This is a genomic window from Massilia sp. IC2-477, from assembly GCF_020707265.1.
GTDB lineage: Bacteria > Pseudomonadota > Gammaproteobacteria > Burkholderiales > Burkholderiaceae_D > Telluria.
This window is the reverse complement of record NZ_JAJFEQ010000001.1, coordinates 406,579-432,365: the sequence shown is the minus strand read 5'-3', so window position 1 is coordinate 432,365 and position 25,787 is coordinate 406,579. Positions and strand designations below refer to the sequence as shown.

At 59.5% G+C, this 25,787-nt stretch carries 18 protein-coding genes; 9 read left to right on the top strand and 9 right to left on the bottom strand.

The annotated features are described in order from the left end of the window. The first annotated feature begins 26 nt into the window (after positions 1–26). The gene (locus LK542_RS01910; RefSeq protein ID WP_227810586.1) at positions 27–1,856 is read left to right on the top strand and encodes a hypothetical protein; all 1,830 of its coding nucleotides are present in this window, start codon (positions 27–29) and stop codon (positions 1,854–1,856) included. An 87-nt stretch (positions 1,857–1,943) separates the two neighbouring features. Here LK542_RS01910 and LK542_RS01905 read toward each other — a convergent pair whose 3' ends face one another. Then, positions 1,944–2,945, bottom strand: a complete 1,002-nt coding sequence (locus tag LK542_RS01905) for an alginate lyase family protein (RefSeq protein WP_227810585.1) — start codon at positions 2,943–2,945, stop codon at positions 1,944–1,946. A 156-nt stretch (positions 2,946–3,101) separates the two neighbouring features. Between LK542_RS01905 and LK542_RS01900 the strand changes: the two genes are divergently transcribed. Next, positions 3,102–4,697: a GGDEF domain-containing protein gene (locus LK542_RS01900; protein ID WP_227810584.1), complete on the top strand. Its 1,596-nt coding sequence runs from the start codon at positions 3,102–3,104 to the stop codon at positions 4,695–4,697. A 63-nt stretch (positions 4,698–4,760) separates the two neighbouring features. On the opposite strand, the gene LK542_RS01895 is transcribed toward LK542_RS01900, so the two are convergent. The 6 genes from LK542_RS01895 to LK542_RS01870 all read right to left on the bottom strand — a co-directional run bounded on the left by LK542_RS01895 (position 4,761) and on the right by LK542_RS01870 (position 10,547). Continuing rightward, entirely contained in the window at positions 4,761–5,162 is a 402-nt protein-coding gene (locus LK542_RS01895) for a YXWGXW repeat-containing protein (RefSeq protein ID WP_227800284.1), read from the bottom strand. 169 nt (positions 5,163–5,331) lie between these two features. Next, entirely contained in the window at positions 5,332–5,676 is a 345-nt protein-coding gene (locus tag LK542_RS01890; RefSeq protein WP_159696123.1) for an energy transducer TonB, read from the bottom strand. A gap of 79 nt (positions 5,677–5,755) precedes the next feature. Further along, positions 5,756–7,546 carry a methyl-accepting chemotaxis protein gene (locus LK542_RS01885; RefSeq protein WP_227810583.1) on the bottom strand — a complete coding sequence of 597 codons (1,791 nt, stop codon included), beginning with the start codon at positions 7,544–7,546 and terminating at the stop codon, positions 5,756–5,758. A gap of 352 nt (positions 7,547–7,898) precedes the next feature. Beyond that, entirely contained in the window at positions 7,899–8,891 is a 993-nt protein-coding gene (gene dusA / locus LK542_RS01880) for a tRNA dihydrouridine(20/20a) synthase DusA (RefSeq protein ID WP_227810805.1), read from the bottom strand. 276 nt (positions 8,892–9,167) lie between these two features. Continuing rightward, positions 9,168–9,767: an NADPH-dependent F420 reductase gene (locus LK542_RS01875; protein WP_227810582.1), complete on the bottom strand. Its 600-nt coding sequence runs from the start codon at positions 9,765–9,767 to the stop codon at positions 9,168–9,170. Positions 9,768–9,797: 30 nt separating this feature from the next. Beyond that, a complete protein-coding gene (locus LK542_RS01870; RefSeq protein ID WP_227810581.1) occupies positions 9,798–10,547 on the bottom strand; it encodes a 3-oxoacyl-ACP reductase family protein in 750 nt (249 codons plus the stop codon). A 362-nt stretch (positions 10,548–10,909) separates the two neighbouring features. Between LK542_RS01870 and LK542_RS01865 the strand changes: the two genes are divergently transcribed. From LK542_RS01865 to LK542_RS01855, 3 genes are all read left to right on the top strand, one after another. After that, complete coding sequence (locus LK542_RS01865) at positions 10,910–11,452, top strand: carboxymuconolactone decarboxylase family protein (protein ID WP_227810580.1); 543 nt, start codon at positions 10,910–10,912, stop codon at positions 11,450–11,452. A gap of 17 nt (positions 11,453–11,469) precedes the next feature. Continuing rightward, positions 11,470–12,303: an alpha/beta fold hydrolase gene (locus tag LK542_RS01860; protein ID WP_227810579.1), complete on the top strand. Its 834-nt coding sequence runs from the start codon at positions 11,470–11,472 to the stop codon at positions 12,301–12,303. 155 nt (positions 12,304–12,458) lie between these two features. After that, positions 12,459–15,179 (top strand): PAS domain-containing protein, encoded by a 2,721-nt coding sequence (locus LK542_RS01855; RefSeq protein WP_227810578.1) that lies wholly within the window; start codon positions 12,459–12,461, stop codon positions 15,177–15,179. A gap of 20 nt (positions 15,180–15,199) precedes the next feature. Here LK542_RS01855 and LK542_RS24925 read toward each other — a convergent pair whose 3' ends face one another. Together LK542_RS24925 and LK542_RS01845 are read right to left on the bottom strand one after the other, a co-directional pair. Next, entirely contained in the window at positions 15,200–16,264 is a 1,065-nt protein-coding gene (locus LK542_RS24925) for a porin (RefSeq protein WP_227810577.1), read from the bottom strand. Between the two features lie 29 nt (positions 16,265–16,293). Beyond that, complete coding sequence (locus LK542_RS01845) at positions 16,294–17,556, bottom strand: MFS transporter (RefSeq protein ID WP_227810576.1); 1,263 nt, start codon at positions 17,554–17,556, stop codon at positions 16,294–16,296. Between the two features lie 786 nt (positions 17,557–18,342). Between LK542_RS01845 and LK542_RS01840 the strand changes: the two genes are divergently transcribed. The 4 genes from LK542_RS01840 to LK542_RS01825 all read left to right on the top strand — a co-directional run bounded on the left by LK542_RS01840 (position 18,343) and on the right by LK542_RS01825 (position 25,787). Then, on the top strand, positions 18,343–19,077 hold the full coding sequence (locus LK542_RS01840; RefSeq protein WP_227810575.1) for a response regulator: 735 nt from the start codon (positions 18,343–18,345) through the stop codon (positions 19,075–19,077). 225 nt (positions 19,078–19,302) lie between these two features. Then, complete coding sequence (locus LK542_RS01835; RefSeq protein ID WP_227810574.1) at positions 19,303–21,312, top strand: GAF domain-containing protein; 2,010 nt, start codon at positions 19,303–19,305, stop codon at positions 21,310–21,312. A gap of 131 nt (positions 21,313–21,443) precedes the next feature. Continuing rightward, entirely contained in the window at positions 21,444–22,604 is a 1,161-nt protein-coding gene (locus LK542_RS01830; protein WP_227810573.1) for an efflux RND transporter periplasmic adaptor subunit, read from the top strand. Between the two features lie 3 nt (positions 22,605–22,607). Beyond that, the gene (locus LK542_RS01825; RefSeq protein ID WP_227810572.1) at positions 22,608–25,787 is read left to right on the top strand and encodes an efflux RND transporter permease subunit; all 3,180 of its coding nucleotides are present in this window, start codon (positions 22,608–22,610) and stop codon (positions 25,785–25,787) included.

Genomic DNA, 25,787 nt, shown 5'->3' with positions numbered 1-25,787 from the left:
GTTTAACAACACCGGAGACATCCTTCATGCGTCACGCTCTTCCCCTGCTTGCAGCATCGCTGCTGGCCCTGCCTGCCTTCGCCCAGGTCACGCCGCCGCTGCAGCGCAGCGTCGAGCAGGCCTACCCGCAGCTCGAATACCTGTTCCAGAAGCTCAGCAAGGAAAAGGCGGGCATGACGATGGAAGGACGCGAGTCCTTTAAGGCCAAGGACAAGTTCCTGCCCGGGAAAGTCGCCACCGGCCTGGCCGACGTGCTGCTGCACCTGCCGAAGGACGATCCGCGCCTGCCCGGCATGCTGCGCGAGTATGCCGACATCGCCGACCTCACCATCGGCATGGACAACGAGTCCTGGGGCATCTATTACTACATCGGCGCCCTGCATCGCCTCAAGCAGGCCGGCCTGCTCGAACGCGCGGTGCGTCCGCAGACTCTGGAAGCGCTACGCAAGAAGCTCGACTGGCGCAGTTTCGTGCGCACGCCGAGCTATGAGCTGATCAGCCTGCCGACCAACTACTACGGGGTCGCTTTCAGCATCGCGCGCCTGCGCATGCTGATGGGCTGGGAAGACACGGCCGGCAGCGAAGTCCTGCTCGACAAGATGATGAAGCATTACGCCGCCTACTCGGGCGAATTCGGCTTCAGCGACGAAACCGACGGCCAGGGCCGCTTCGACCGCTACAGCATCCTGCTCGCCGCCGAGATCTGCGAACGCTTCATCGAGACCGGTCTCGAAGTCACGCCCGAACTCAAGGCCCTGCTGCGCAAGTCGGCCGACGTGGCCCTGAACAGCGCCACTGCCGATGGCAGCGGCTTTACCATGGGCCGCAGCCTCGGCCCCTATGGCGAGACCGCGATGCTGGAAATCCTGTCGACCGCGGCCTACCTGGGCGTCCTGACTCCGGAAGAAAAGGAATACGCGTACGCCTACTCGAGCCGCATCGCCGAGCGCTACATGAAGTTCTGGTACAACCCTGAGATCCATTCGGTCGACATGTGGAATGGCGGGCGCCGCACCGACACCTACCGCGGCAAGCACCGCATCCTGGGCGAGAATTTTTCGCTGCTGCACCAGCTGATCGCCACCAACGAGATGTGGAACAAGGCCGGCATGAAGGACGTCGTGCCGCGCAAGGACCTGGCCGCATGGCTGGAGCGCACCCGTCCGAAGTTCAGCCTGACCCGCTTCGCACGCGGCGAATACGACCGCGCGCTGGCGATCTGGCGCGACAAGGGCCACGTGTTCAGCCTGTCGATCATCAACGGCGGCCAGAGCCAGCACGACAACAGCCCCTACTTCCCGCTGCCCTTCGCCCACAACGTGATCTCCGGCGTGGCCGACAGCGGCCCGCAGAACACGCAGCTGCTGCCCAAGTTTACGCTGGCCGACGGCAGCGAGCTGATTGCGACCGCGTGGATGAAGGATATCCAGGTCACGCCGCGCGGCGCCGGCCAGGTGCTCACGTATCGCCAGGACGCGCTGTCGAAGCTGGGCAAGAACCTGCCGATCAAGGATGCGCGCATCCGCGTCGAGACCGAGTACTCCCTGCAACCGGGCGCCATCACCCGCACCGACCGCTACATCCCGACGGCGCCCCTGAGCGTGTCGACGCTGAGCCTGGACTTCCCCTCGTTCTCGAGCGGCGCCACGGTCGAGGGCAATACCGTGCGCTTCAAGGAAGGCGCGGTACAGGCCTTCGAGGTGAGCGGCCTGTCCTCCTGCACGGCCCAACCAACCGGCGGCAGCGAGCTGTATCGCGCGCCTTACGGTGCGATGAACACGATCGTTCGCTGCAGCAGCGGCGCCTTCAGCATGCGCGAGCCGCTGGTGGTGCGCTGGACCATCCGCTACCAGTAAGCTTTCACCTCAGCTCTCCACGCGTCTCCTCGCGTTTGCTCCGGACCGCGGCCTCGCCGCCGGTCCGGCTTTTTTTGGTAGTGGGGACTAGCCGCGGCGCGGATGCTCGAGCGGATTGGGCAGGCTGCGATCGCCACCCATGCGCGCGTCCCAGTTGTTGGCAGGAGGCGGCACGGTCGACACGGGCTGCGTGGCGTGGCGGTCGTAGATCGCGACCCAGCCGGGCATGCGCGAGGGCCGCTCCTGCGCGGCGCCTGCCATGCGTTCGATGGCGGCCGGGTTGGCGACGTTCTCCGCGCCAAAGCGCACCAGGCGGTCGAGGTGCGGATGCTGGATGTCCAGGATCGAGGCCATCAGCACCAGGGGCGCGGCGGCGTACAGGTGGTAATGCAGGGCCTTGGCGGCGCGCGCCATCTCGTGCGGCAGCGAGCCGTCCGGCTGCACCTGCCCCATCGCATGGTCGAACACCTTGCGGCCCCAGGCCAGGTAGCGCGCTTCGCCGGTCACGGCGCCGACCGCGGTGATGGCCAGGCCTTCCCAGTAATAGTGGTTGTTGCGCACGCCCTTGTGGGCGTCGGCGTGCGCGATGGTCGGCTCGGCCAGGGCGCGCAACCAGGCTTCGATGGCCTTGCGCTGTTCAGGCGAGGCGGCCGCCTGCACGCGCGCGTAACTCAGCGCCAGGCCGCCCAGGGTCCACTTGCGGGTGTACCAGGATTGGTTGGTGCTCATCTTGCCTAGCAGCGCGCCCTGCTTTGCCCAGGCTTCCAGCCAGCCCAGCGCGCAGCGCGCGTCCTGCGGATCGCGCTTGCGCTGCCAGGCGTCGGCACTGCGCGCGACCGCTTCCAGGTAGTCGTTGACCGGCTTGACTGCGGCCTCGTTGCGCGCCTTGAGCACCGGGTCGATGACCGAGCTGCGCGCATCCGTGTAGTAGCGGTTGGCGTCGATGTCGAACACGGGCGCCGGCGGCGCGTCGCAGGCCAGTGCGCCCGCCGGCCCGAGCGCCAGCAGCAGCATGGCCGCCGCCAGGGGCCGCAGGCGCGCCGCACGACGCCTTGTCGCAAGGTGTAAAACAGTCGCTCCGTGCTGCATCTTGCCTCCTTTTTTGGAAAACGTTTAACTTATTCTAGAAGGCTTGTCTTCCCGTGTAAACCAGCGGCCGCCCACCAAGCGTGCGCGTGCTCGACTTTTACATGCGGCATGGATATGCTCAGTCCATGGCAACCTGTCACGTACGTGACCTTCCCGATGACCGAACACCATACCGCCCCTACGCCCATCAGCAAGCTGACGGCCAAGAAGCGCCCCGCGGTCCGCTATGCAATCCGGGTACTGGTCTCGTTCTGCGTGCTGCTGGTCGCGGCGCAGGGCTGGAGCGCATGGACTGCGCGCCAGAGCCGCCTCGCCGAGCACGCGTCCGCGACCTCGAACATGGCGGGTGCGCTCGCGGCCCAGGCCGAGAGTACGGTGCGGATCGTCGACACGGTGCTGGCAGGCGTGGTCGAGCGCGTCGAGCACGACGGCAGCAGCCCGGCCGCAAATGACCGCTTGCACGCCCATATGCGCAACATGGTTTCCCAGGTAAAGGAAGTGCACGGCCTGTTCGTGTACGGCCCGGACGGCAGCTGGCTGGTGACGTCGCTCGAGCGCCCGATCGCCGCCAACAACGCCGACCGCGAGTACTTCCAGTACCACGAGCACAACCGCAGCCGCGCCGTCCATGTCGGCAAGCCGATCCGCAGCCGCTCGAGCGGGGTGTGGGTGCTGCCGGTATCGCGGCGCATCGACAAACCGGACGGCAGCTTCGGTGGCGTGGCGCTGGGCACCATCGAGATTTCCTTCTTCGCCGAGCTGTACGAAAGCTTCGACGTCGGGCACCAAGGCGCGGTCGTGCTCGCGCGCGACGACGGCACCCTGGTCTACCGGCGCCCATTCAACGAGAAGCTGGTGGCCACCAGCGTGGCGAACGGCCCGATCTTCAGCATGTATCGCTCCAGCGGCCCGGTCGGCACCGCCATGCTGCGCTCGAACATCGACGGCGTGACGCGCCTGTACAGCTACCGCCACCTCGGCACGCTGCCGCTGATCGTTGCAGTAGCCAAGTCCAAGGGCGAGATCCTGTCCGAGTGGCACCAGTCGACCGTGCTGCTGTCCGCCGTCACACTGCTGGCGGTGCTGCTGCTGGCGGGCGTGGGCGTGCGCCTGGTGCGCCAGATCATGATCCGCGACCAGCTCGAGGCCGAACTGCGCACCGCGAAACAAGGACTGCAGCAGCGCAACCAGGAACTGACGGTGCTGGCGACCAACGACGGCCTGACCGGCATCGCCAACCGCCGCCACTTCGAGGAGACCCTGCGCCTCGAGCTCAAGCGCGCGCGCCGCACCGGCGCGCCGCTGTCGCTGGTGCTGCTGGACGTGGATTTCTTCAAGAAGTACAACGACCGCTACGGCCACGTGGCCGGCGACGAATGCCTGCGCCAGGTGGCGGGCGCGCTGGGCGGGGTGCTGGCGCGCCCGACCGACCTGGCGGCGCGCTATGGCGGCGAGGAGTTCGCGATGATCCTGCCGGCCACCGGCCAGGTCGGCGCCCGCTACGTGGCCGAGCGCCTGCGCCTGGCCGTCATGGACCTGGGCATTCCGCACGCAGACAATCCGCTCGGCATCGCGACCATCAGCGCCGGCGCCTGCACCTTCCATGGCACGCCGGGCGAGAACGAGGATCCCGAGGCTTTCGTGATGCGGGCCGACGCCCTGCTCTACCGCGCCAAGGCGCAGGGGCGCAACCGGGTCTGCACCGACCTCGACGCCGTCGGCATCGTGCCGGCGCCGCCGCTCGCCATATAAAAGGCGCTGTCAGCAATGACAGCGCCATGTAAAAAAACCGCCCCGGAGGGCGGTTCGACTTGCTTAGTAGCGGTTCGGATTGTTCGGACGGGCGTCATGGCGGTTCGGGACGCCGTCGCCGTCACGGTCGCGGCGAGCCAGGTGGCCGCGGTCGCGGGTCCAGCCGCCGCGCTCGAGGTACCAGCCGTTACGGTCCTGGCGCCACACCGGTTGCTGGTAGACATAGCCGGCACGCACCCGCTCGTAGTGGCCACGTTCCCACACGTAGCGGCGGCCGTCATAGCTCCAGTAGCCCGGCACCCACTCGTAGCCGCGGCGGGCGGCGGGAATCGCCTCGTGGCGCATCGGGGGCGGCGCCTGGCGCACCACGATCACTTCAGTGCGGCCCTGGGCCTGCGCCTGGACCGGCGCGAAGGCTGCGGCAGAGATCAGGACAGCTGCGGTAGCGGCAAGAATGCTTTTCATGGTACTTCTCCTTTCGGTTGTGTTGGAACCACTATAGCCAAGCCCAACCGCGCACGGGAGGAATGAAAAAAGTTCTTACATTCGAAACATGCTGCCATGAAAATGTAACTGATGCATAAAAGAAAACAGCCGGCATGCGCCGGCTGCTTTGCGTGGAGGAAAAACCGGATTAGTCCAGCTTCCAGGCGTAGTCGACCTTGGTCCAGGTCGCTGCCGGTGCGCCGTCCTTGGTGCCCGGCTTGAACTTGCACGACGACAGGCCTTTCAGGGCTGCCTTGTCCAGGTTCTTGAAACCGCTCGACTTTTCCAGCTTCGATTCGGTCACGGTGCCGTCGGCGCTGACCAGGAACGATGCCGAAGTGGTGCCCTGCTCTTCGTTCATCAGCGAGGCCTTCGGGTATTCGACCGCGCACTTCTTCGGGTCGAACGATGCCGGCACTTCGGCAGCGAAGGTAGCGCCAGCGGCGGCGGTCAGGGTCATTGCAGCGATCAGTTTCACGGTCAGGTTTTTCATGTTTTTCCCCAATAAGGTTTGTTTAAAGTTGTTGGCAGTCTCACTGCGAGCCGGCCCGAAGACCGGCACTACTTCTCTCTTAGAATTCTTCCCACTCGTCGCTGGCGACGGTGGCTGCCTTCTTCGGCTTGGCTGCAGGTGCAGCCGGTGCTTCTTCCTGCGCCGCAGCCGAAGCTGCAGCCTTCTTCACCGGCTTTTTCAGGGCCGGCGCCGGACGCTTGGCAGCGGCCGGACGCACCACCACGGCGGTGCTGGTGACCGGAGCCGCAGTTGCTGCCTGCGCTTCGGCCTGGTACTGCTCGCCCTCGCTCAGCTTGAAGATGCTGACGACGCGGGCCAGTTCACTTGCCTGGTCCTGCAGGCTCTGCGCGGCGGCAGCGGCCTCTTCAACCAGGGCGGCGTTCTGCTGGGTCATGCTGTCCATCTCGATAATCGACATGTTGACCTGTTCGATACCGGCGCTCTGCTCGGCGCTGGCGTTGGCGATCTCGCTCATGATGTCGGTAACGCGTTTCACGCTCGTCACCACTTCGTCCATCGTCACGCCGGCCTGGCCGACCAGCTTGCTGCCGCGCTCGACCTTCTCGACGGAGTCGCCGATCAGGGTCTTGATTTCTTTTGCAGCCGCAGCCGAACGCTGGGCCAGGTTGCGCACTTCCGATGCCACCACCGCGAAGCCGCGGCCCTGTTCACCGGCACGTGCCGCCTCCACCGCGGCGTTCAGCGCCAGGATGTTGGTCTGGAACGCGATGCCGTCGATGACGCCGATGATGTCCGAGATCTTGCTTGCGGAGCTGTTGATCTCGCCCATCGTGCCAACCACCTGCGACACCACTTCGCCACCCTTGCGGGCCACGTCCGAGGCGGTTGCGGCGAGCGCATTGGCCTGGCGGGCATTGTCGGCGTTCTGCTTGACGGTCGAGGTCAGTTCTTCCATGGCCGACGCGGTCTTTTCCAGCGAGCTGGCCTGCAGTTCGGTACGCGAGGACAGGTCGATGTTGCCGGCGGCGATTTCACGCGAGGCGGTGCCGATGGTCTCGGTGCCGCGGCGCACCTGTTCGACGATGCCGACCAGGCTGTTGCGCATTTCTTTCATTTCCACCAGCAGGCTGCCGCGGTCGGACGCTTCGGTCTCGATGGCGATCGACAGGTCGCCATGGGCGATGCTGCCGGCGATCTTGGCGGTGTAGGCAGGCTCGCCACCCAGCTGCTGGCGCAGGCTGCGCGAGATCACCCAGGCTGCCGCCACGCCCATGGCAACGGCGGCCAGCAGCATGACGATCATGAAGTTACGGGCGTTGACGTATTCCGCTTCGGCGTCGACCTTGCTCTGGGCGCTCTGCTTGACTTCCAGGGCGGCCAGCTGCTCCAGGGCTTCGGTCCACTTCTTCTGCACCGGGCGCACTTCGCGGATCATCACGCGGGTGGCGTCCATGGCGTTGTTGGCCAGGTAGAGTTCCGAGGCCTTCTGGATGGCCGGCATGGCCTGGCCTTCGAATTCCTTGATCTGGGCCAGCAGGGCCTTTTCCTTGTCGCTGGCGTGGGCCGCGAACAGGGACGACAGCTTCTTCTGGGCTTCTTCGTACTTCTTGGTCTGTTCCTTGAACTTGACCATTTCCGGTTCCATGTCGGCCGGATCGGTCATCAGGGTCAGGACGCGCAGCGAAGCGACGCGGTCGCCCACGTTGTTGCGCATGTCGATCACGAGACCGGTCGACACGTTGTTGACGCTCACCACCTGGTCAAGACGGTCCTGGATCTGCGCCATGCGCATGATGCCGACTGCGGTCACAACGATCAGCAGCACCAGCACCAGTGCGAAACCGAGTGCGAGGCGGGTACCGACCTTCAAGTTATTCAAAAAAGACATTCCTGTTCATCCCTGTGTTTATTGATCGAATTCGCCCGGATTCCCGCGCCGTGCGACGCATGCAGTGGTCATCAATGACGCACTGGTATTTCCAACAGGATAAATCAAAAGTTCCTACCGGAAAGTCAGAAATCGACTGCAAGATTCGAACTGTTTCAGCTCAACAACAGTGTTAATGACAATCAACGTGTGGGGAGCGAAGGAAATTATGCGTGTACTCTTGCCGTCCGGCAAGCTTTACACGACTTGCCTATACATTTCAGACAAGAAAATGTCGCTATTTGCCGACAGGCAATGAAAAAAGCGCACCGAAGTGCGCTCGACGTGGTCCTTTTGGGAGAGAAATCGGCCCTCAGGCCGCGACCGGCATGCGCGCGGCCGCTTCCAGCAGCAGGCCAGGATCGCCGCCGGCGAGTCGTTTCGAATCGGACAGCACCTGGCGGAAGGCGCGTGCTCCCGGCAGGCCGGTCATGATGCCGAGCATGTGGCGCGTGATGCTGTTGAGCTTGAGCCCGTGCTGGCCATACAGGCGCAGTTGCTCGGCGACATACGGGATCATGGCTTCCAGCACCTGCTGGCGCGATTGCAGCGGCGCCTCGGTATCGCCATAGAAGCGCCGGTCCCAGGTCGCCATGACCCAGGGGTTGTGGTAGGCCTCGCGGCCCAGCATCACGCCATCCACGTGCTGCAGGTGCAGCGCAATTTCCTCATCGGTCTTGATGCCGCCGTTGATGATGATCTCCAGCTCCGGGAACTCGCGCTTGAGCTGGTAGGCCACCTCGTAGCGCAGCGGCGGGATCTCGCGGTTTTCCTTGGGCGACAGGCCCTTCAGCACCGCATTGCGTGCGTGCACGATGAAGGTGCGGCAGCCGGCATCGGCAATGGTGCCGATGAAGTCGCGCACGAAACCGTATTCCTCGTTGTAGTCGATGCCGATTCGGTGCTTGACGGTGACGTCGATCGAGACCGCGTCGCGCATCGCCTTGATGCAGTCGGCCACCAGCTGCGGCTCGCCCATCAGGCAGGCGCCGAAAGCGCCCTTCTGCACCCGCTCTGACGGGCAGCCGCAGTTCAGGTTGATCTCGTCGTAGCCATACTGTTCGCCCAGCTTCGCGCTTTTCGCCAGGTCGGCCGGGTCGCTGCCGCCCAGCTGCAGCGCCACCGGGTGCTCGACCGCGTCATAGCGCAGGTGGCGCTCGACATCGCCGTAGACCAGGGCGCCGGTGGTGACCATCTCGGTGTACAGCCAGGTGTGGCGGGTGATCTGACGGTGGAACACGCGGCAGTGGCGGTCGGTCCAGTCCATCATCGGGGCACAACTTAGTGTTCTTTTGCGATATTTCATACTATTCACGATCTTTTTCGCTCAGTTCTTGACTAAGCTCAAACCTGATCTGCTGCTGGTGCAAGCGACATATGTCTGGTCAGGAGGGGAATTATAACCCTTGGCAAGTTCTTATCAGGTCGTCTTCCCCAACCTGAATCGCTCCAGAACACCCAGATATGAAATACCGTCACTCAAACGGGGAAGGCTGTTAACGTGCTGTGGAAGCATCGCTTTCGTGATACTTCCACAGGTATGAACTACGAACTTATGTAAGGACTACTGCGGATTGAACCTTCACCGGAAGAGAACCAGGTGCAGAGCCGGCAGTGGCCCGCCGGGGAATTGGAACAACTTCCCGCCCGCAGCCAGATCGCCAAGGTCGATACCGTAGAACCCGAGGCGGCCAATCAGGCGCGCGACATCGCTCTTCGCTGCAGCGTCGTCGCCAGCCATGAACAGCACGCGTCGTCCTCCTTCCGCTGTCGGATCATTGGACAGCAGCGGCGGCTGCAGATGGCTGAACGCTTTCACTACGCGAGCACCAGGCACCATGTCGGCAAACACTTCGCTCGAGGTGCGGCCTTTCAGCGGGAAGGGTTTGAATGTGGGCGATTCAATCGGATTGTTGGCATCGATCACGATGCGTCCATCCCACGGGCCCAGACCGTCAAGCGCTTTTGGTATCTTCGACCAGTTCACTGCAACGAACACGATGTCCGCCTTTGCAGCCTCCATGACGGTGACTGCCTTGATATGCGGGCCGAGTTCAGCGACCAATCCAGACAGCGATTCCGGTCCGCGGCTGTTGGCGATTACCGCGTCGATTCCGGCGCGCGCAAGGGCCTTTGCGATTGCCGACCCAATCGAGCCAGCTCCAATAATCCCGATAGTCATGATGCTCTCCGGTAGTATGTAGGGCACCGTTTACGCGGTGAAGCCGCCGTCCACCATCAGCTCTGCACCAGTGACGAAAGCCGCTTCGTCCGACACGAGGAAGGAGACCGCTGCGGCCACATCACTGCCTTGGCCGTAGCGTCCGACTGCAATGCCAGGCTTGACGAAATCAGCTACAGGACCGTCGGCTGGATTCATGTCGCTGTCGGTTGGGCCAGGATGGATGGTGTTGACAGTGATGCCCTTCGGGCCCAGGTCACGTACAAGGCCGCGGGTGAAGCCGGCGACCGCGCCCTTGGTCAGGGTGTACGCCGAAGCCGTTGGGAAGGCAGCGTACTGCACCATCGAGCTGCCGATGTGCACGATGCGGCCACCACTGCCCATGTGGCGCAGAGCTTCCTGGGTCGCGACGAACACACCAGTAACGTTCACGGCCAGGATGCGCTGGAAGTCCTCGAATGCGATATCGGTCGGTGCGCCGAGCACGCTAATGCCGGCGTTGTTGACCAGGATGTCGATCTTGCCGAAACGGTCCGCAACGGCCGCGACTGCATTGCGCACTGCTTCAGGGTTAGCAGCATCCGCTCTCAGCGCGATTGCGCGGCCACCTGCGGCCTCGATCGAGGCGACGACTTCCTGGGCCTTTTCTGGGGAGGCGTTGTAGGTGATCGCGACGCTCGCGCCATCTGCCCCTAGGCGCTTGGCAATTGCCGCGCCGATCGAGCGGCTAGCACCGGTGACGATGGCAACTTTGCCGTTCAATTTTTGTGTGGTGTTCATGGTACGTCCTTTCAGGTGGGGTGGAAGATGGGTCCAGTATGTCCCGCCAAACCGGCAAGCGGTACTAGCAGCTGATTTGGAACACTTTCAACTAAATGTTGAAAAGATCCGTTGGGCTATTCCTCCTGTTTGCCCATGTGGAGTACTCCGCAGCGCGTCTCACTGCATTAGCACTCATTCTAGGTTTTGTGTTTCAGACGTCTATGTAACTACAGGCCATATAGCACGGTCCTTTGTGTGCGCTTTGAGTACAAAAAGTTGCTACGAAGGTGTGCACATCGCACATACGCAGCGAACACGGCAAGCGCTAGAGTGAGACCATGACTTTGTAGTCAGTTCACTCAACTTTGGTGGGAGCAACCATGACACGTCTTTACTCTGCGCCGGCGTCAGAAGCTGGCGAGCACGCGAAGCGGCTTTTTGCGGGAATCAAGGCTTCGGTTGGGACACTTCCCAATGCCTACCTCAACATTGGCACAAATAGTCCGCAAGCTCTGGAAGGATTGCTGTTCCTCGACGCGGTGTTAAAGCAAAGCTCACTTCCAGTGCGCGACTCCGAGGTGGTCAAGCTTGTCGTCAGCGAGTTGAGCCAATTCGACTACTGCCTTGGCGCTCATACCTTTCTCGGCAAGCGCGCAGGCCTTGACAAGGAGCAGATACTCGCTATCCGTCGCGGTAAAGCAAGCGGCGATGCCCGTATCGATTCCCTATCCCGATTTACACGCAAATTGCTCTCAACCCAGGGCCCATTACCAGAAGCCACGATCAATGAACTTCGATTCTCAGGAATATACGATGCACAGATCGTCGACATAGTACTTGCGATCACCAGCATCACATTTACCAACCTGTTCAATCGCATTAACGATACCGCCAAGGACTTTCCCCCGGCGGATGAGTTGTAAGTGGCTAGGAGACTGACATGACTACGCTGCATTCAAAGAAGCACTCCTCGGTCGCACGGCGCCTCTTTCTGGGACTGGCGCTTTTCGCAATGCTCACGGCTGCCGGATGCGGCTCAAGCAACGCCCAGGGAGTTACTACACCGAATCGAGGATCGGCCTCGGCTCCTAGCGTCGTTCTGGTTCACGGCGCATGGGCAGACGGGTCCAGTTGGGCCAAAGTCATCGAGCTTCTTCAGAAACGCGGCCACAAGGTTGTGTCGGTGCAGCTGCCACGAGCCACTCTAGCCGGCGACGCGGCCGCGGTGCGACGGGCCATAGAATCAGAACCTGATCGTGTCATTCTCGCAGGTCATTCGTATGGAGGTGTCGTCATTACCGAAGCCGGCAACAGTCCGAAGGTAGCTGGGCTAGTGTATGTCAGCGCCTTTGCACCCGGCGATGGCGAATCCATATTCGACCTGGTCAAGCCCTATCCTCCTGGCGAATGGCAAAAGGGACTGGTTCCGGATTCGGCAGGCTATCTGGGGATGAATGCCGAGACCTTCCGCGCTTACTTCGCCCAGGATTTGCCAGCGAAACAATCCGCGGTCCTCGCAGCTACGCAGGGGCCGATATTCAATCACGTGCTCGAGGATAAGGTCACAGTCGCCGCTTGGAAGAGCAAACCCTCATGGTGGGCAGTTACTGGCGCAGACAAGATCGTACCAGCGGCGTTCCAGCAGGGGCAGGCGGCGAGGATCAAGGCGAAAGTGACTGTCATCCCAGGCGCAAGCCACGCCGGTCTTCTGTCCAGACCAGAAGCGATCGCGGCGGTCATTCTCGATGCGCTCGGATCCATTTCAAAGCCATAAACGCCCTTGGAGACGTGATGAGTGGAGCCATGTAGCTCAGGTCTTGATTGTTCTTAGGAATCGGATAACATTATTGAACAAATTCCAAGTCCTTTAGGTAGACCGCCGTGGAGTACGCGCTTCCCTCCGATCCGAATCCACTTAGTTCTGCCGACATGACGGCAGACAAGCAGCTCTTCGATTTGTTGCCGGCATTGGTTTGGCGCGCGGACCCGGAGCATGGTTTGACGTTCGTGAACGAGCGCTGGTCCGACTATACCGGCTTGGATTCGAAGGCGATTCTAGGCTGGGGTTGGCGAAGCGAGGGGCTGATCCATCCGGAGGACATTCCGGTGACAACCACGTTCTGGACAACGCCGCCCATCGAAGATGGCTACAGGAGAGTCGAACTGAGGATACGGAGCCGGGATGGCTGCTACCGCTGGTTCCAGTGCACCGCTTCCCCTCGTTCCGGGAATCATGACTACCATGGAAGCTGGTGGGGTCAAAACGTCGACATCGACCGGTACAAGCGCGAAAGCATGATGCTGTCAGGCCGCACCAGACTGTTGGAGATGATCGCACGGGATGAGGCCCTGCCTTGCATTCTCGATGGGATCTGCCGGTTGTGCGATGAGCTTTCAGATACGTCGTATGCTGCGATCATACTTATAGATGGTTCAAGCCACGCGCTGAAAGTTGGCGCTGCGCCGAATCTGCCGCCACTCGTAGCCCAGGCCTTACGTGACGAGGTTTCTCACGATGGCCCGACTTCGCGTTCACCCATACAGTACATTTCCTTTCCTGTCTTATGCGCCGCGCAGCGACCGCTCGCTCATCTTCGGATATATTCGGCCGAGCTCAAGCCGTTCGGAGCGCGCGAGGCTCAGGCTGCAGGTGCCTTGGTTGACCTGTTGCGTACTGCAATTGAGCGCACGGACAACCTTGCAGCGCTGAATAGCTCACGCGAACGCTTCGCCATTACCGTCGAAGCCGCCACTGATGGTCATACGGAGTGGATCGTCGCAACCGACACGTTTTACAGCTCTCCCCGCATGCTCAAACTTTGCGGGCTGCCTCCCGACACCGTCTTCAAGGGCCGGATGGATTTCGTCAGGCAGTTCCCATTCCATCCGGATGATCGCGAACAGATCGTATCGACAATGACAGCGCACTTTGCAGGTCGTGAAGTGCGCCTCCATGACGAGATGCGTATGGTCGTGAATGGCGAGATCCGGTGGATCGAAATGAATGGTATCTGCACCCGCGACACCAGCGGTGCCCTGGTTCGCTGGAACGCTGCAATCACCGACATCACGGATCGCAAGCGCGCACAAGATGCCCTGCGAGAGTCTGAAGAGCGATTTACGCTTGCGGTTACAGGATCGAACCAGGGCGTTTTCGACTGGAATCGTCAGAGCGATCGCGTTTTCATGTCGCAAAGGGCACAGGAAGTGATCGGGATAGTACCTGGCGACCTGTGGCGTTCCTACGATGAATGGAACTCACTGACACATCCGCACCAGGAGGACAATGCCGTACGAAGGCAGGCGATGCGCGCCCATTTGAAAGATCCGCAGCTGGCCTATGATGTCGAGTATAGGCTCTCGCCCAATGGCAGCGACGTGCGCTGGATTCGACAACGCGGAGTCGCCCTTCGTGACAAGGCAGGTCGAGTCTATCGCATGGCCGGCTCCATCGAAGACATCACTGAGCGTAAAGCCCGCAGCGAGCACCTCCTCACCATGCAGGGACAACTGCGCCAAGCCCAGCGCCTTGAGGCCATGGGAAGGCTCGCAGGAGGTATTGCTCACGACTTCAACAACATTCTTGGGGCGATACTGGGGTATGGCGAGATGGCTCTATCCGAGCCATCCCTTCCACCTCGTCTACGCCGCGATCTCGACAATATCATCATCGCTGGAGAGCGCGGCCGCGCCCTTGTGGACCGGATTCTCGTTTTCAGTCGAAGCAGTGTCGGAGAGCGGCAGCTTGTCTGCGTGGAGCGTATTGCGCGCGAAGCAGTAGCGTTGGCGCGAGCGACCATCCCAGAGCGCGTCGTACTTCGGACCCGCTTTCGCGCTGGCCTGGCTTCAATTTCGGGCGATCCGACCCAGCTTCACCAGTTACTAAGCAACCTGATTTCGAACGCAACCGGCGCAATCGGACATGAAGGTGGCTTTTTAACTGTGGCTGTTCTTACCGCAATCTACCCAAAGGCCCGGCTTGCCACGGTTGGGGCCATCGAACCCGGCGCCTGGATCATCCTCAAGGTTGCCGATAGCGGGTGCGGCATCACCAGCGACGTCATGGAACACATGTTCGAGCCGTTCTTTACGACGAAAGAAGTCGGCGTCGGCACTGGATTGGGTTTGTCCCTCGTCCATAGCATCGTAACTGACCTGGGCGGTGCGCTGGACATCGAGAGCAAGCCTGGTGAGGGGTCTGTCTTTACCATCTATCTGCCGCGCGCAGCGGACGCGCCCCGGACGCGAACCCTTGTTGACGCCTTTCTGCCGCAAGGCAGCAAAGAACGCATCACGGTTGTCGATGACGATGAGTTGCTTCTCAAACTAGCCTGCGAAAACCTGGCCGGTCTTGGCTACGATGCCCGCGGGTTCACTGCAAGTAGTTCGGCTCTAGCCGGGATCCACAGCTCGCCATCAGAGCTCGACCTCTTGATTACCGACGAACGAATGCCTGGCATGTCGGGGATCGAACTTATCCGACACGTACGGCAACTAAGACCCGAACTTCCGATCATCCTGGTGAGTGGTTATCTCGGCGGTACTGTCATACAACGCGCCAGGGAAGCCGGAGCCAACGAGGTTCTCAAGAAGCCACTTTCGCGCAAGGATCTGGCGTTGAGCGTTCACCGGGTGCTCGGGCGCGATTAAACCCGCCTACTAGATCGCGATCAGAAAGTATGACGAATCCCAGCGACTAGCATCTGCTGTGTCTGGTCTGAAGCGACGCTACCGGCAAATGGAATCGCAGCACGGCCGCCCCTGAACGCACGTTGGCTCAGCCACTGAAGATACACGGCGCTTCGCGTCGACAGAAGCTGCGTCGCGGTCGCGCCGACGGTGGCCCACTGAGCATCCCCTATCCGCGAAACGCTTAAACTTGCTGCGTAGCGTAACTGTGTATTCGGTGACCAACGGGCTGCGACATCGGCATTCTGGGTGCTAACCACTCGCCCGCCAAGCTCGATTCTGGTGCGCGTTACCAATGCAGTGACGATGGTCGTTCCTTGCGCGTGACGCCATCCTATTGCGAAGTTCGTCACGCGTTGAGCTAGCACGGCTTCCATACCGCCCTCTGTGCCCGGAAAGGGTGAAAGTCCAATTTGCGACAACGTGCGTAAGTATCGGTCGTGGTCGCTCCCGTAGCTTATTGTTGCTGCACTGGTGGGTGTCGAGTAAGCGATGGCGACTTGCATGTTCCTGCCGGATGCGGTTCCAGCGCTTCTACCCGGCTGGCCGACCACCACCGCTGCCTCCCACCCATTTAACACTGGAGTTCGGTACTTCAGTGAGCGTAGTGTTGCCGACATGTTAGCCAGTTCGTCAAGATTTCCAGGATGGAAAGCGAAAGTCGAACCGATTGTCGCACCTGCTGAATGGCGAGGCATGACAAGGTCGAAGTTCAACCGCGAATGACGCCCGACCGTCAGGCTGCCGAATTGGCTGTTCGACAAGCCTATGAACGCCTGTCTATCGAAAAGCGCTCCTGGGTTGTTCTGGCTGCCTGACGAAGCACCGAACCCGTTCTCCAAGTTGAATCTGACAGACCATGCGGTGCCAAATCGTTCTACGCCACGCACGCCAACGACCGTGGGCAAGGAGACACTGTTTACCGCCCGGGTACTGTTACCGCTGCCGACGTCACTGAGAAACGCCACACCAGCGTCCACTACGCCATAGGCCTCTACCTGCGCGTTTGCTGTCGCTGTTACCGCCGCGAGACAAAGGCCACCCACTACGAGCGCGTTATCTCGCCCTAGCCTGGTCACACCGGTACTTTCACAGGAAAGGGAACACCACTGTGGTCGGGCGCGCCGCAAGGATAGCGATAGGGGCCTAGGCGCAGGATGAGTAACCCACCAATTAGCGCGAGAGCTCCGCCTATGATCAAGGCTGGCGAGTACGTACCGAAAATGTCGAAGCACAGGCCGAGCAGATAGGCGCCCAGGCCATTAGCCAGGCAAAAGGCGAAGAAGAGCATGCCGTATACTCTCCCGAACATTCGAATCTCGAAGTACCGGCTAACTAAGTACCCCATAATGTCCACTTCAGCTCCAAGCGACAGTCCGATCAATACGGCCGCAAGAAAATACAAGGCGACTGGTGCGGGATTATCGCCTGCAAGGAGAAACAGACCAATGCCGGCAATGAGAAACGCCGAGCAAGCGACAAGGGGGGCGAAAATATGATCCATGACGACGCCAGAAATTAAGCGCCCGAGACCCGAAGCAAGGCCTGCAACTGCCAGAACCGAGACCGCTATGGCGTCCGATACGCCGCGATCAGTCAACATCGGCACACACTGTGCCAGCGCACCCGCAACGCCGATACAAGCCAGGAAGGTTGCTCCAGCCAGAACCCAGAACAGCCTACTCAATACCACTTCCGACCAGGACGGCAACGGAGGGCGAGTATCTGCAGCCTCGAGGGTGGTCACTTTAGCCTCCGGCTTCTCGCGCACGAACAAGAGAAGTGCCAAACACGCGATTACCAAGGCGGTCCCAGCGATTGCTAAGTATGCAACACGCCACCCGAGGTTCTCGATCAGGTATCTGGCGTAAAGCGGCATGAGTGCCGTCCCAATACCTGTGCCAGTCATCGCTAGAGCCAGTGCTCCGCCTCGCCGCTTTGCGAACCATTGCGCAACCAGCTTTGCATACGGAATCGGCGTGAGCCCGCCACTGGCGAGACCAAACACGCTAAAGACCAGCAAAAAACCGGCGAGCTGATTCACTGTAGAAAGGCATCCGAAAGCGGCCAAACCTAACACTGCCGATATCAGGGATGGCCAACGTACGCCAAAGCGATCCAAAAGGATGCCGAAGAGTGGGCTTGACATCCCTACTAACAGCGTGAATGCGGTTAGCGCGGACGCCAGTTCACCCCTACTCCACCCAAACTCCGCAATAAGTGGCCCGGCGAATACCGCGAAGGTAAACACAGCAATGGGAGCGTTACCGACGGCCAGAACGGCAGCAGACGCTCCAACGGAACTGAATGCCCAGAACCTCTGCGACTTTTGCCTCATACGAGTGCCCTCGGTTTGTTACGACTATCTGCAGTATTTCCGAAAAACCGCGCATCGGGATGGATTTTTGCCACAGCATAGATGTCAGTTGACATAAACCTGTATCAATTGGCATGGGTGAGCTAACGGTCAATGAAGAACATGTTAGCAAACGCTTTGGACCTGAGTCTGGTGCTCATTGCCGTGTCGGCTGATATACGACGCGTGTGTAATGGCATTACGTAGAGACACGAGAACACGATGCTACCGGAGCGTTATGGTGAATCGACTTTGAGGAACAGTGAGGAGGCATTATGAGCATGCTAAGCCAGCCCCTTAAGCAGCTACCCAGCATTGTGCGTACACAGGGCCCCGTGCTGGACGAACCCATTAGTGTCACCCGTGTTCGCCTATGGCGCAGCGACAACCATTCCAGCGTGTCACTCGGCGGTATCGATATGGCCAATCAGCTGGTGGCAACCTGGACTTCGGCCGCGACGCAGACGATCCTCATTCGGTATGAAGTTTCGTTTTCGGACGACTCCGTCCAGCGAGGAGCCTGTCATTTGCGATGCACTCAGCGCGAGCGACGAAGCTTTGCGTGGCACGTACGGAACGCACTTGATGTCTCGATGCCCGAAAACCCTGGGAAAGCAGAGCACTTGGCACGCTACGAGCTCTAGACGGCCCTCGCACCGCCCTGCTCCCTTTGCGTCAAATGACACCGAGAGAATGGACGCATTGGCAATCCCCAGGTGTAAGATACTGGCGCGTACAGAAAAAATAGGGGCAGCGCAGGTGATAGCCATGAGTCCAGCAATGGAATCAGTCCATGTTTTGACGGTCGAAGACGATCCTTCGATCCGTCAGATGATTGTCGATTATTTGGGAGACAACGATATACGGGTAACTGCCTTGCCTGATGGGCGAGGCATGTTTGAGCTGATGCAGCGTGAAACGATCGACTTGGTAATTCTGGACTTGAAATTGCCCGGCGAGGACGGTATGCAACTGGTACTGAAGCTGCGCAGCGACTCAGACATCCCGATAATCCTACTCACAGGCAGGAAAGAAGAAGCTGACCGAGTGATGGGACTGGAACTTGGCGCCGACGATTACCTGACCAAACCTTTCTCACCTCGCGAGCTCCTTGCCCGTATTCGGGCCTTACTGCGCCGAGCGCGGGGACAGAAGACCGTCGCAGATACATTGTCGCGCATCCGGGCGTATCGATTTGCCGGTTGGGAGCTCAACGTCCGGCTTCGCCGGCTCGTCACGCCATCCGGCACAATCGTCGTCTTAACTAACAACGAATTCAATCTGTTAGCAGCTTTCCTAGCCTCGCCAAAGACAGTACTGTCACGTGAGCAGTTACTTGATCAATCGCGACTGCACAACGACGAGGTGTATGACCGCGCCATCGACGTGCAAGTAGGACGCTTGCGCCGCAAGCTCGACGCCGACGGGGTCGAACACCATTTTATCCACACTGAGCGTGGTGCCGGCTATATGTTCGTTGCGGACGTCGATGCTGTTCACTAGCATTCATTTGCCGGCACATGTCTTTTGACACGTTCTGGTCGGCTACCGCCAATAACTGGACACGTTTCCATGCAATTCTGCGACAGTGCGCCGGGCAGGCTTCCACGGCCGATTACTGTCAGGAGAAACCATGGTTACCCTCTTTGCTCGTACTCGTTGGCCAGACACGGAACCGCGTTCGAACCTCAGCGGCCCAAAGAACTCGTGGCAGGCGCGCAAGCCATCATGAAGCCACTGCAGAACATGCCTGCGGCACTACGCAGCGCTGTGTGGGAAGCCGTTGGCCTGGATCCTGAAGAAGCATCCTTGCATGCCGCGATTTTTACCGCAATCCATGAGGAGGATGCTGGGCAATTGACGGCTTTGGCGGAAGTCGCGGATAAGACAGCATGCGAACGTCAGAGGCAGGGGCTCATTGAAACCCTGCACAAGGCACGCGAAATCATCGATCGGCTGGAAAAACGCCGCAAGACAGAACAGCGCCTGGCAAAACTCATCGACGCCTGTGCGAAGCTTTCCTCGCAACTGGAGCTTGACTGCATTTACAATGCCATTGTCGACCAAACTCGACGCCTCATGTCATGTGACGTCGCGTTTTTGACACTATACGATGAGCCCGCTGATGAATTCTTTGTCCGCGCCGCCGACGGAATACTGAGCGACCGATTCATAAGCGCCAGGATTTCAGGCAACGCCGGGTTGACGGCGTACATCCTACGCTGCGGTAGTCCGCAAAGTTCAGTCGACTATGTTCAGGATCAGCGCTTTTCGCACTCAATAGCCATAGACAGCACAGCCAATCGAGAAGGCATCCATGCGATTTTGGGCGTGCCCATTACCATCCACGGCCGCCCACTTGGGGTTCTATTCGCCTGCGACCGGCACCCGCGGCGCTTCGGGCAAGATGAAGTCGATGTTCTTGCGACTTTTTCAAAGCATGCGTCCAACGCAATCGACACTTCGAGTCGCTTGGCGGACGCTGCAGAAAAATTGGGTAATGCAGTCGCGCTGAACGCCGAACTGGCCCTTGGTATTGATAGTGCGCGACAAGCTGTAGCGGAGTGTGCAAAGTTATCGGCGCATTTGGCAAGTGGAGCTAGCCTTGACGAGCTCTCAACGCTCCTATCCAATCGCCTCGGCGGACAAGTGCTTGTACTTGATTGTGGCGAGCAGTTGGCATGTGCGAGTCAAACGAAGCTCAGCGAGCGTTCTGCTTTGCAGGACTGCCCAAAGTGGCAGCGCAGCATTCATCTCGCACTCGATGCCAGTCGCACGATGGCGCACTCGGTCGAATTGAATGGAGAGGACGGAAGCTTCTACCGCGTGCTCAGCCTGCGAACAGAACGCGGACGCGGCGGCGCTTTGATCGCCGTGACCTCCTCACCTTTGAACGAGTCACAAACATTAATCTTCGAAGGCAGCAGCGTACCGATAGCGATCGCCTTAGCGGAAAGAGCAACCCAGCTTGCGGCTTGGCGCAAGGACTTCCCTCGTCTGGTGCGCGAGCTGATTGACGAGTGGCCGATGCGGGATGCGCACAGTAAGTCTGTTTTACGGCATTTCGGAATCGACATCGAGCACCCATTACGACTTGCTTCAATAGATGCAGGTTCAGGCGCTTCGGACTTTGTTCTAGGATATCTCGACCGATTGCCAAGCAGCGGTCAGTCGATTTATGCTGAAGTCAATGGGGCCGTTCTGGTCATCTTCCAAGACAGTTGCCATGAGTCGTACATCGACGCGCTACGTGGCCTATGTGCCACAGGTACTCGCGCGCGCTTGAGTGCAGTAGTCTCTAACTCTGTGCCAGCAACGCGGTCGTTGCGCAGTGCCCTGTACACCCTACGGCAATGCCATCGTTTGACGAATCAACTTGGCCTGCAGGGTACATTACAAACCGAAGCATCGCTGGGCATGTATGCACTTCTGTTCTCGGAACAGTCCGACGAACATGTGCGAGGCTTCATCGGCGCTGCCTTGGGCCGGCTTGCTCCACTCGACAGCGAACGCAAAGAGGAGCTCGCGCATACGCTGCTCACTTACCTTGATCATGGCCAGAACGCTCGAGCTGCAGCAAGTGCCCTCGACATCCACGTGAACACCTTTCGTCAGCGAATGGATTCGATCCTGTCCCTGCTAGGAGAATGGCCACGACATGAACGCGTTCTGGAAATGCACAACGCGCTGCGCTTATGGCGTCTGTCGAATACAAACAGACAGCTAGACCGCGACTAGAGAACACACTATTGCAAGTCAAATGTGGCGCTTCTGCACATACTCGCAATAGCTACAGATTCCTACACTGGTTCTCACGATGCAAACGCTGGCAATTTTCGCGCAGCACATCAGGCCGGGAAAGGAAGATCATGGACACGTCAGCTCAATGCGGCGCAATGCCGAAAGTGCTAGTGGCATCACTGGCAGCCGCTGCGATGGCAGCAGCGATCGGCGGCTGTGCCGAAGCCAATAGCGGAACTGAAAACAACGTACGACAGACGCCAGCTGTTTCCGCAGCTCTCGTGCTTGAAAAACCGGTAGCGAAGACGCAGGAGTTCTCGGGTCGACTTGAGGCTGTTGAAGTCGTTGAGATCCGGCCACGCGTACGTGGCTATATAACGGCCGTCAACATCCAGCCTGGTGCCGAAGTGAAGAAGGGCGACGTACTATTCGTGATCGACCCTCGTCCATACCAGGCAGAGGCGGACCGTGCGATTGCGGCGGCGAATGCCGCCATGGCGCGCGCTGACCTCGCTCGCCTAGAGCTGCAACGGGCTGAACGCCTGCTCGCCGACCGCGCCATCGCGCAGCGTGAGTTCGAAGAACGTGCTGCAACCTACAAGGAACTGGATGCCACTGCCCGTGCCGTACAAGCCCAGTGCGAGGCGGCGCGTCTAAACCTAGCCTATACAAAGGTTCTTGCTCCGATTGATGGCAGGGTATCGAAAGCAGAAATCACACTTGGTAACCTGGTCGATGAAACCGCCATGCTCACGTCTATCGTATCGCTTGATCGCATTTACGCGAGCTTCGACGGCGATGAGCAAACCTACTTGCGTGTCGGGTCACGCGCCCAGAGAGGGCAGCCTACCGTTGTCAGTGTTGGGTTGGCTAGTGAGACTGGATTTCCCCACAAAGGTAAGCTTGAGTTCATCGACAATCGGCTCGACCCGCGAACGGGTAGCGTTCGCATGCGGGCAACGCTTCCAAACTCGGACCGAAGCCTGGTTCCGGGGCTGTTTGCCAGGGTATTGGTTGGTAGCGGCATTCCCGAGAACGCAATTGTCATCGATGACCGTGCCGTCGGAACCGATCAGAGCCGCAAATACGTCATGGTCGTCAACGCACAGAATAAGACTGAATACCGCCCCGTCATCCTCGGTCCGATGGCCGACGGATTACGGGTCGTGAACAAAGGCCTGCGTCGTGGCGAAATCATCATCGTCAATGGATTGCAGCGTGTGCGTCCAGGCGCTGAGGTTTCCCCGCAAATGGTGTCGATGGACAGCGTCGCGCTGCTCAAGGAGTAAGCGATGAATTTCCCGCGCTTTTTTGTCGACAAACCGATTTTCGCGGCCGTGCTCTCAATGATTGTGTTCGTGGCCGGCTTGATCTCGGTGTTTGTTCTTCCGGTATCAGAATATCCCGACGTCGTTCCGCCTTCGGTTGTCGTTCGCGCACAGTATCCCGGGGCCAATCCAAAGGTTATCGCTGAGACAGTGGCCGCTCCACTCGAAGAACAGATCAACGGAACCGAAGATATGCTGTACATGTCCTCTCAGAGTACGTCGGACGGAGCCCTGATGCTCACCCTGACGTTCGCTATCGGAACCGACATTGATCGGGCAGAGAGTCAGGTGCAAAATCGAGTTCAGCGCGCGCTTCCACGTCTGCCAGAGGAAGTGAGGCAGATTGGAGTTACTACCGTCAAAAGCTCCCCGAACTTGACGATGGTCGTCCACATCCGCGCGCCGGATGGGCGATATGACGACCTGTACCTGCGCAATTACGCTGTTCTGAACATCAAAGACCAACTTGCCCGGCTCAAGGGTGCTGGAGACGTGCAGCTCTTCGGAGCGGGCGATTACGCAATGCGTGTCTGGCTCGACCCACAAAAAGTGGCTGCCCGCAGTCTCACAGCCGGCGATGTTGTCACTGCGATCCGCGAGCAAAACGTTCAGGTCGCAGCTGGCGTGGTTGGTCAGGGTCCCAGCGAAGGGGCGCAATTCCAGTTGACCGTCAACACGCTCGGACGTCTGCAGAGCGTCGAGGAGTTTGGGGATATCGTCGTTAAAGCAGGTGCTGATGGTGCCGTCACCCTGCTCAAGGACATCGCCCGGCTCGAGATGGGATCAAATTCCTATGCTCTACGCTCCCTGCTCGATAATAAGTCGGCGGTTGCCATTGCCGTTTTTGAGGCGCCGAACGCGAACGCGCTACAGTTGTCCGGCGCGGTGCGCGCGACGATGGCCGAACTTTCTAAAGATTTTCCGGAAGGCGTCGAGCACAGCATTGTGTACGACCCGACCCAATTCGTACGCGAGTCGATCGACTCGGTTGTGCACACGCTTCTCGAAGCGATCGTTCTCGTCGCTCTGGTCGTCATCGTGTTTTTGCAGACGTGGCGCGCTTCCATCATTCCTCTTTTGGCAGTGCCAGTCTCTGTCGTTGGCACGTTTGCGGTCATGCTGGCGTTCGGTTTTTCGATTAATACGTTATCGCTATTCGGCCTCGTGCTTGCTATTGGTATCGTGGTCGACGATGCGATTGTCGTGGTGGAGAACGTCGAGCGCAATATTGCGGGCGGTCTGGCCCCGCGGGAGGCAACCATTCAGGCGATGAAAGAGGTGAGCGGTCCAATCATCGCCATCGCTCTCGTGCTCTGCGCCGTGTTCGTTCCGATTGCCTTTGTGTCTGGACTAACAGGCCAGTTTTACCGCCAGTTTGCGTTGACCATCGCGATCTCTACGGTCATTTCGGCATTCAGCTCGCTTACCCTGGCGCCGGCTCTTTCAGCCGCCCTGCTCCGTGCACATGACGCACCCAAGGACAGACTAACGCGCATCATGGACGCTGTGTTTGGCCGCTTCTTCGCTGCATTCAACCGATTCTTCGCGCGTTCGTCAAATCAGTACGAAGTCGGCGTAAAGGTGGTGTTGCAAAGGAAGTTGGTAACCCTTGTCGTGTATGGCGTGCTCGGTTTTGCTGCCATCCTGATGTTTAGGGCCGTCCCTCCGGGATTCGTGCCTGCTCAGGACAAGGCGTACCTGGTTGGATTTGCCCAGCTGCCCGATGCCGCCTCGCTCGATCGAACTGACGGCGTGATCCGGCGCATGTCCGCCATCGCCCAGGAGATACCCGGCGTCGAACACTCTGTCGCTTTCCCTGGTCTGTCGATCAACGGCCTGACCAATGCACCGAACGCCGGCGCCGTGTTCACAACTTTGAAACCATTCGACGAACGAAGCGGCAAGGATGGTTCGGCCCAAGCGATCGCTGGGGAAATCAACAAGCGCATGGGCGTCGTCGAAGACGCATTTGTCATGGTGCTGCCTCCCCCTCCAGTCAATGGGCTCGGCACCACAGGTGGCTTCAAGCTGATGCTAGAAGATCGCAGCAATCTGGGCTACGACGAGTTGTTCAAGGCGACCCAGGCACTGCAGGCTAAAGCTTCCCAGACGCCACAGCTAGTAGGTGTTTTTTCCAGCTACCAGATCAATGTCCCGCAACTTTACGCTGACATCGACCGCGTAAAGGCCAAGCAACTTGGCGTTCCTTTGCAGACGATCTATCAGACCCTGCAAATAAATTTGGGATCACTGTACGTAAACGATTTCAACCAGTTCGGACGGACGTACCAGGTCAGGGTGCAGGCCGATTCGCAGTTCCGTTCCCAACCGGAGCAAATTGCCCAACTCAAGGTTCGTAACGAGAATGGGGAGATGATTCCCCTCTCCTCCTTGGTTCATATAAGAGATAGCTACGGCCCGGATCGAGTCCAGCGATATAACAACTACCTCGCCGCGGACATCAATGGCGGCCCAGCTGCTGGAGTCTCGTCAGGCCAAGCTCAGGCCATCATGGAGCGCCTTGCAAAGGAGACTCTACCAAAAGGCATCGCATATGAGTGGACCGAGCTCACTTACCAGGAAATCCTTTCCGGGAACACAATGGTCTACGTTTTTCCGCTTTGCGTGTTACTGGTGTTTCTTGTGCTCGCCGCGCAGTATGAAAGCTGGACGCTACCTCTTGCTGTCATCTTGATCGTGCCAATGTCGATCCTTTGCGCATTGACAGGTGTGAAGCTTACGGGCGGGGACAACAACATCTTCACGCAAATCGCACTGTTCGTGCTCGTTGGGTTGGCCTCGAAGAACGCGATTCTCATCGTGGAGTTCGCGCGCGAGCTCGAGAACCATGGGCGCAGCACGGTCGATGCTGCGCTCGAGGCTTGTCGTCTTAGGCTGCGCCCGATCCTCATGACTTCGATTGCTTTCATCATGGGCGTAGTGCCACTTGTCTTCTCCAGTGGCGCAGGAGCCGAGATGCGACACGCGATGGGCGTTGCCGTGTTTGCAGGTATGCTGGGCGTTACCTTTTTTGGTCTCTTTTTTACGCCGCTGTTTTATGTATTGCTGCGCATTGTAGGCAAGCGCTTCGAGACTTCACTACCTCCGCGCAAGGCAGCTCGTGGCATCGAAGGAGTACTCTGA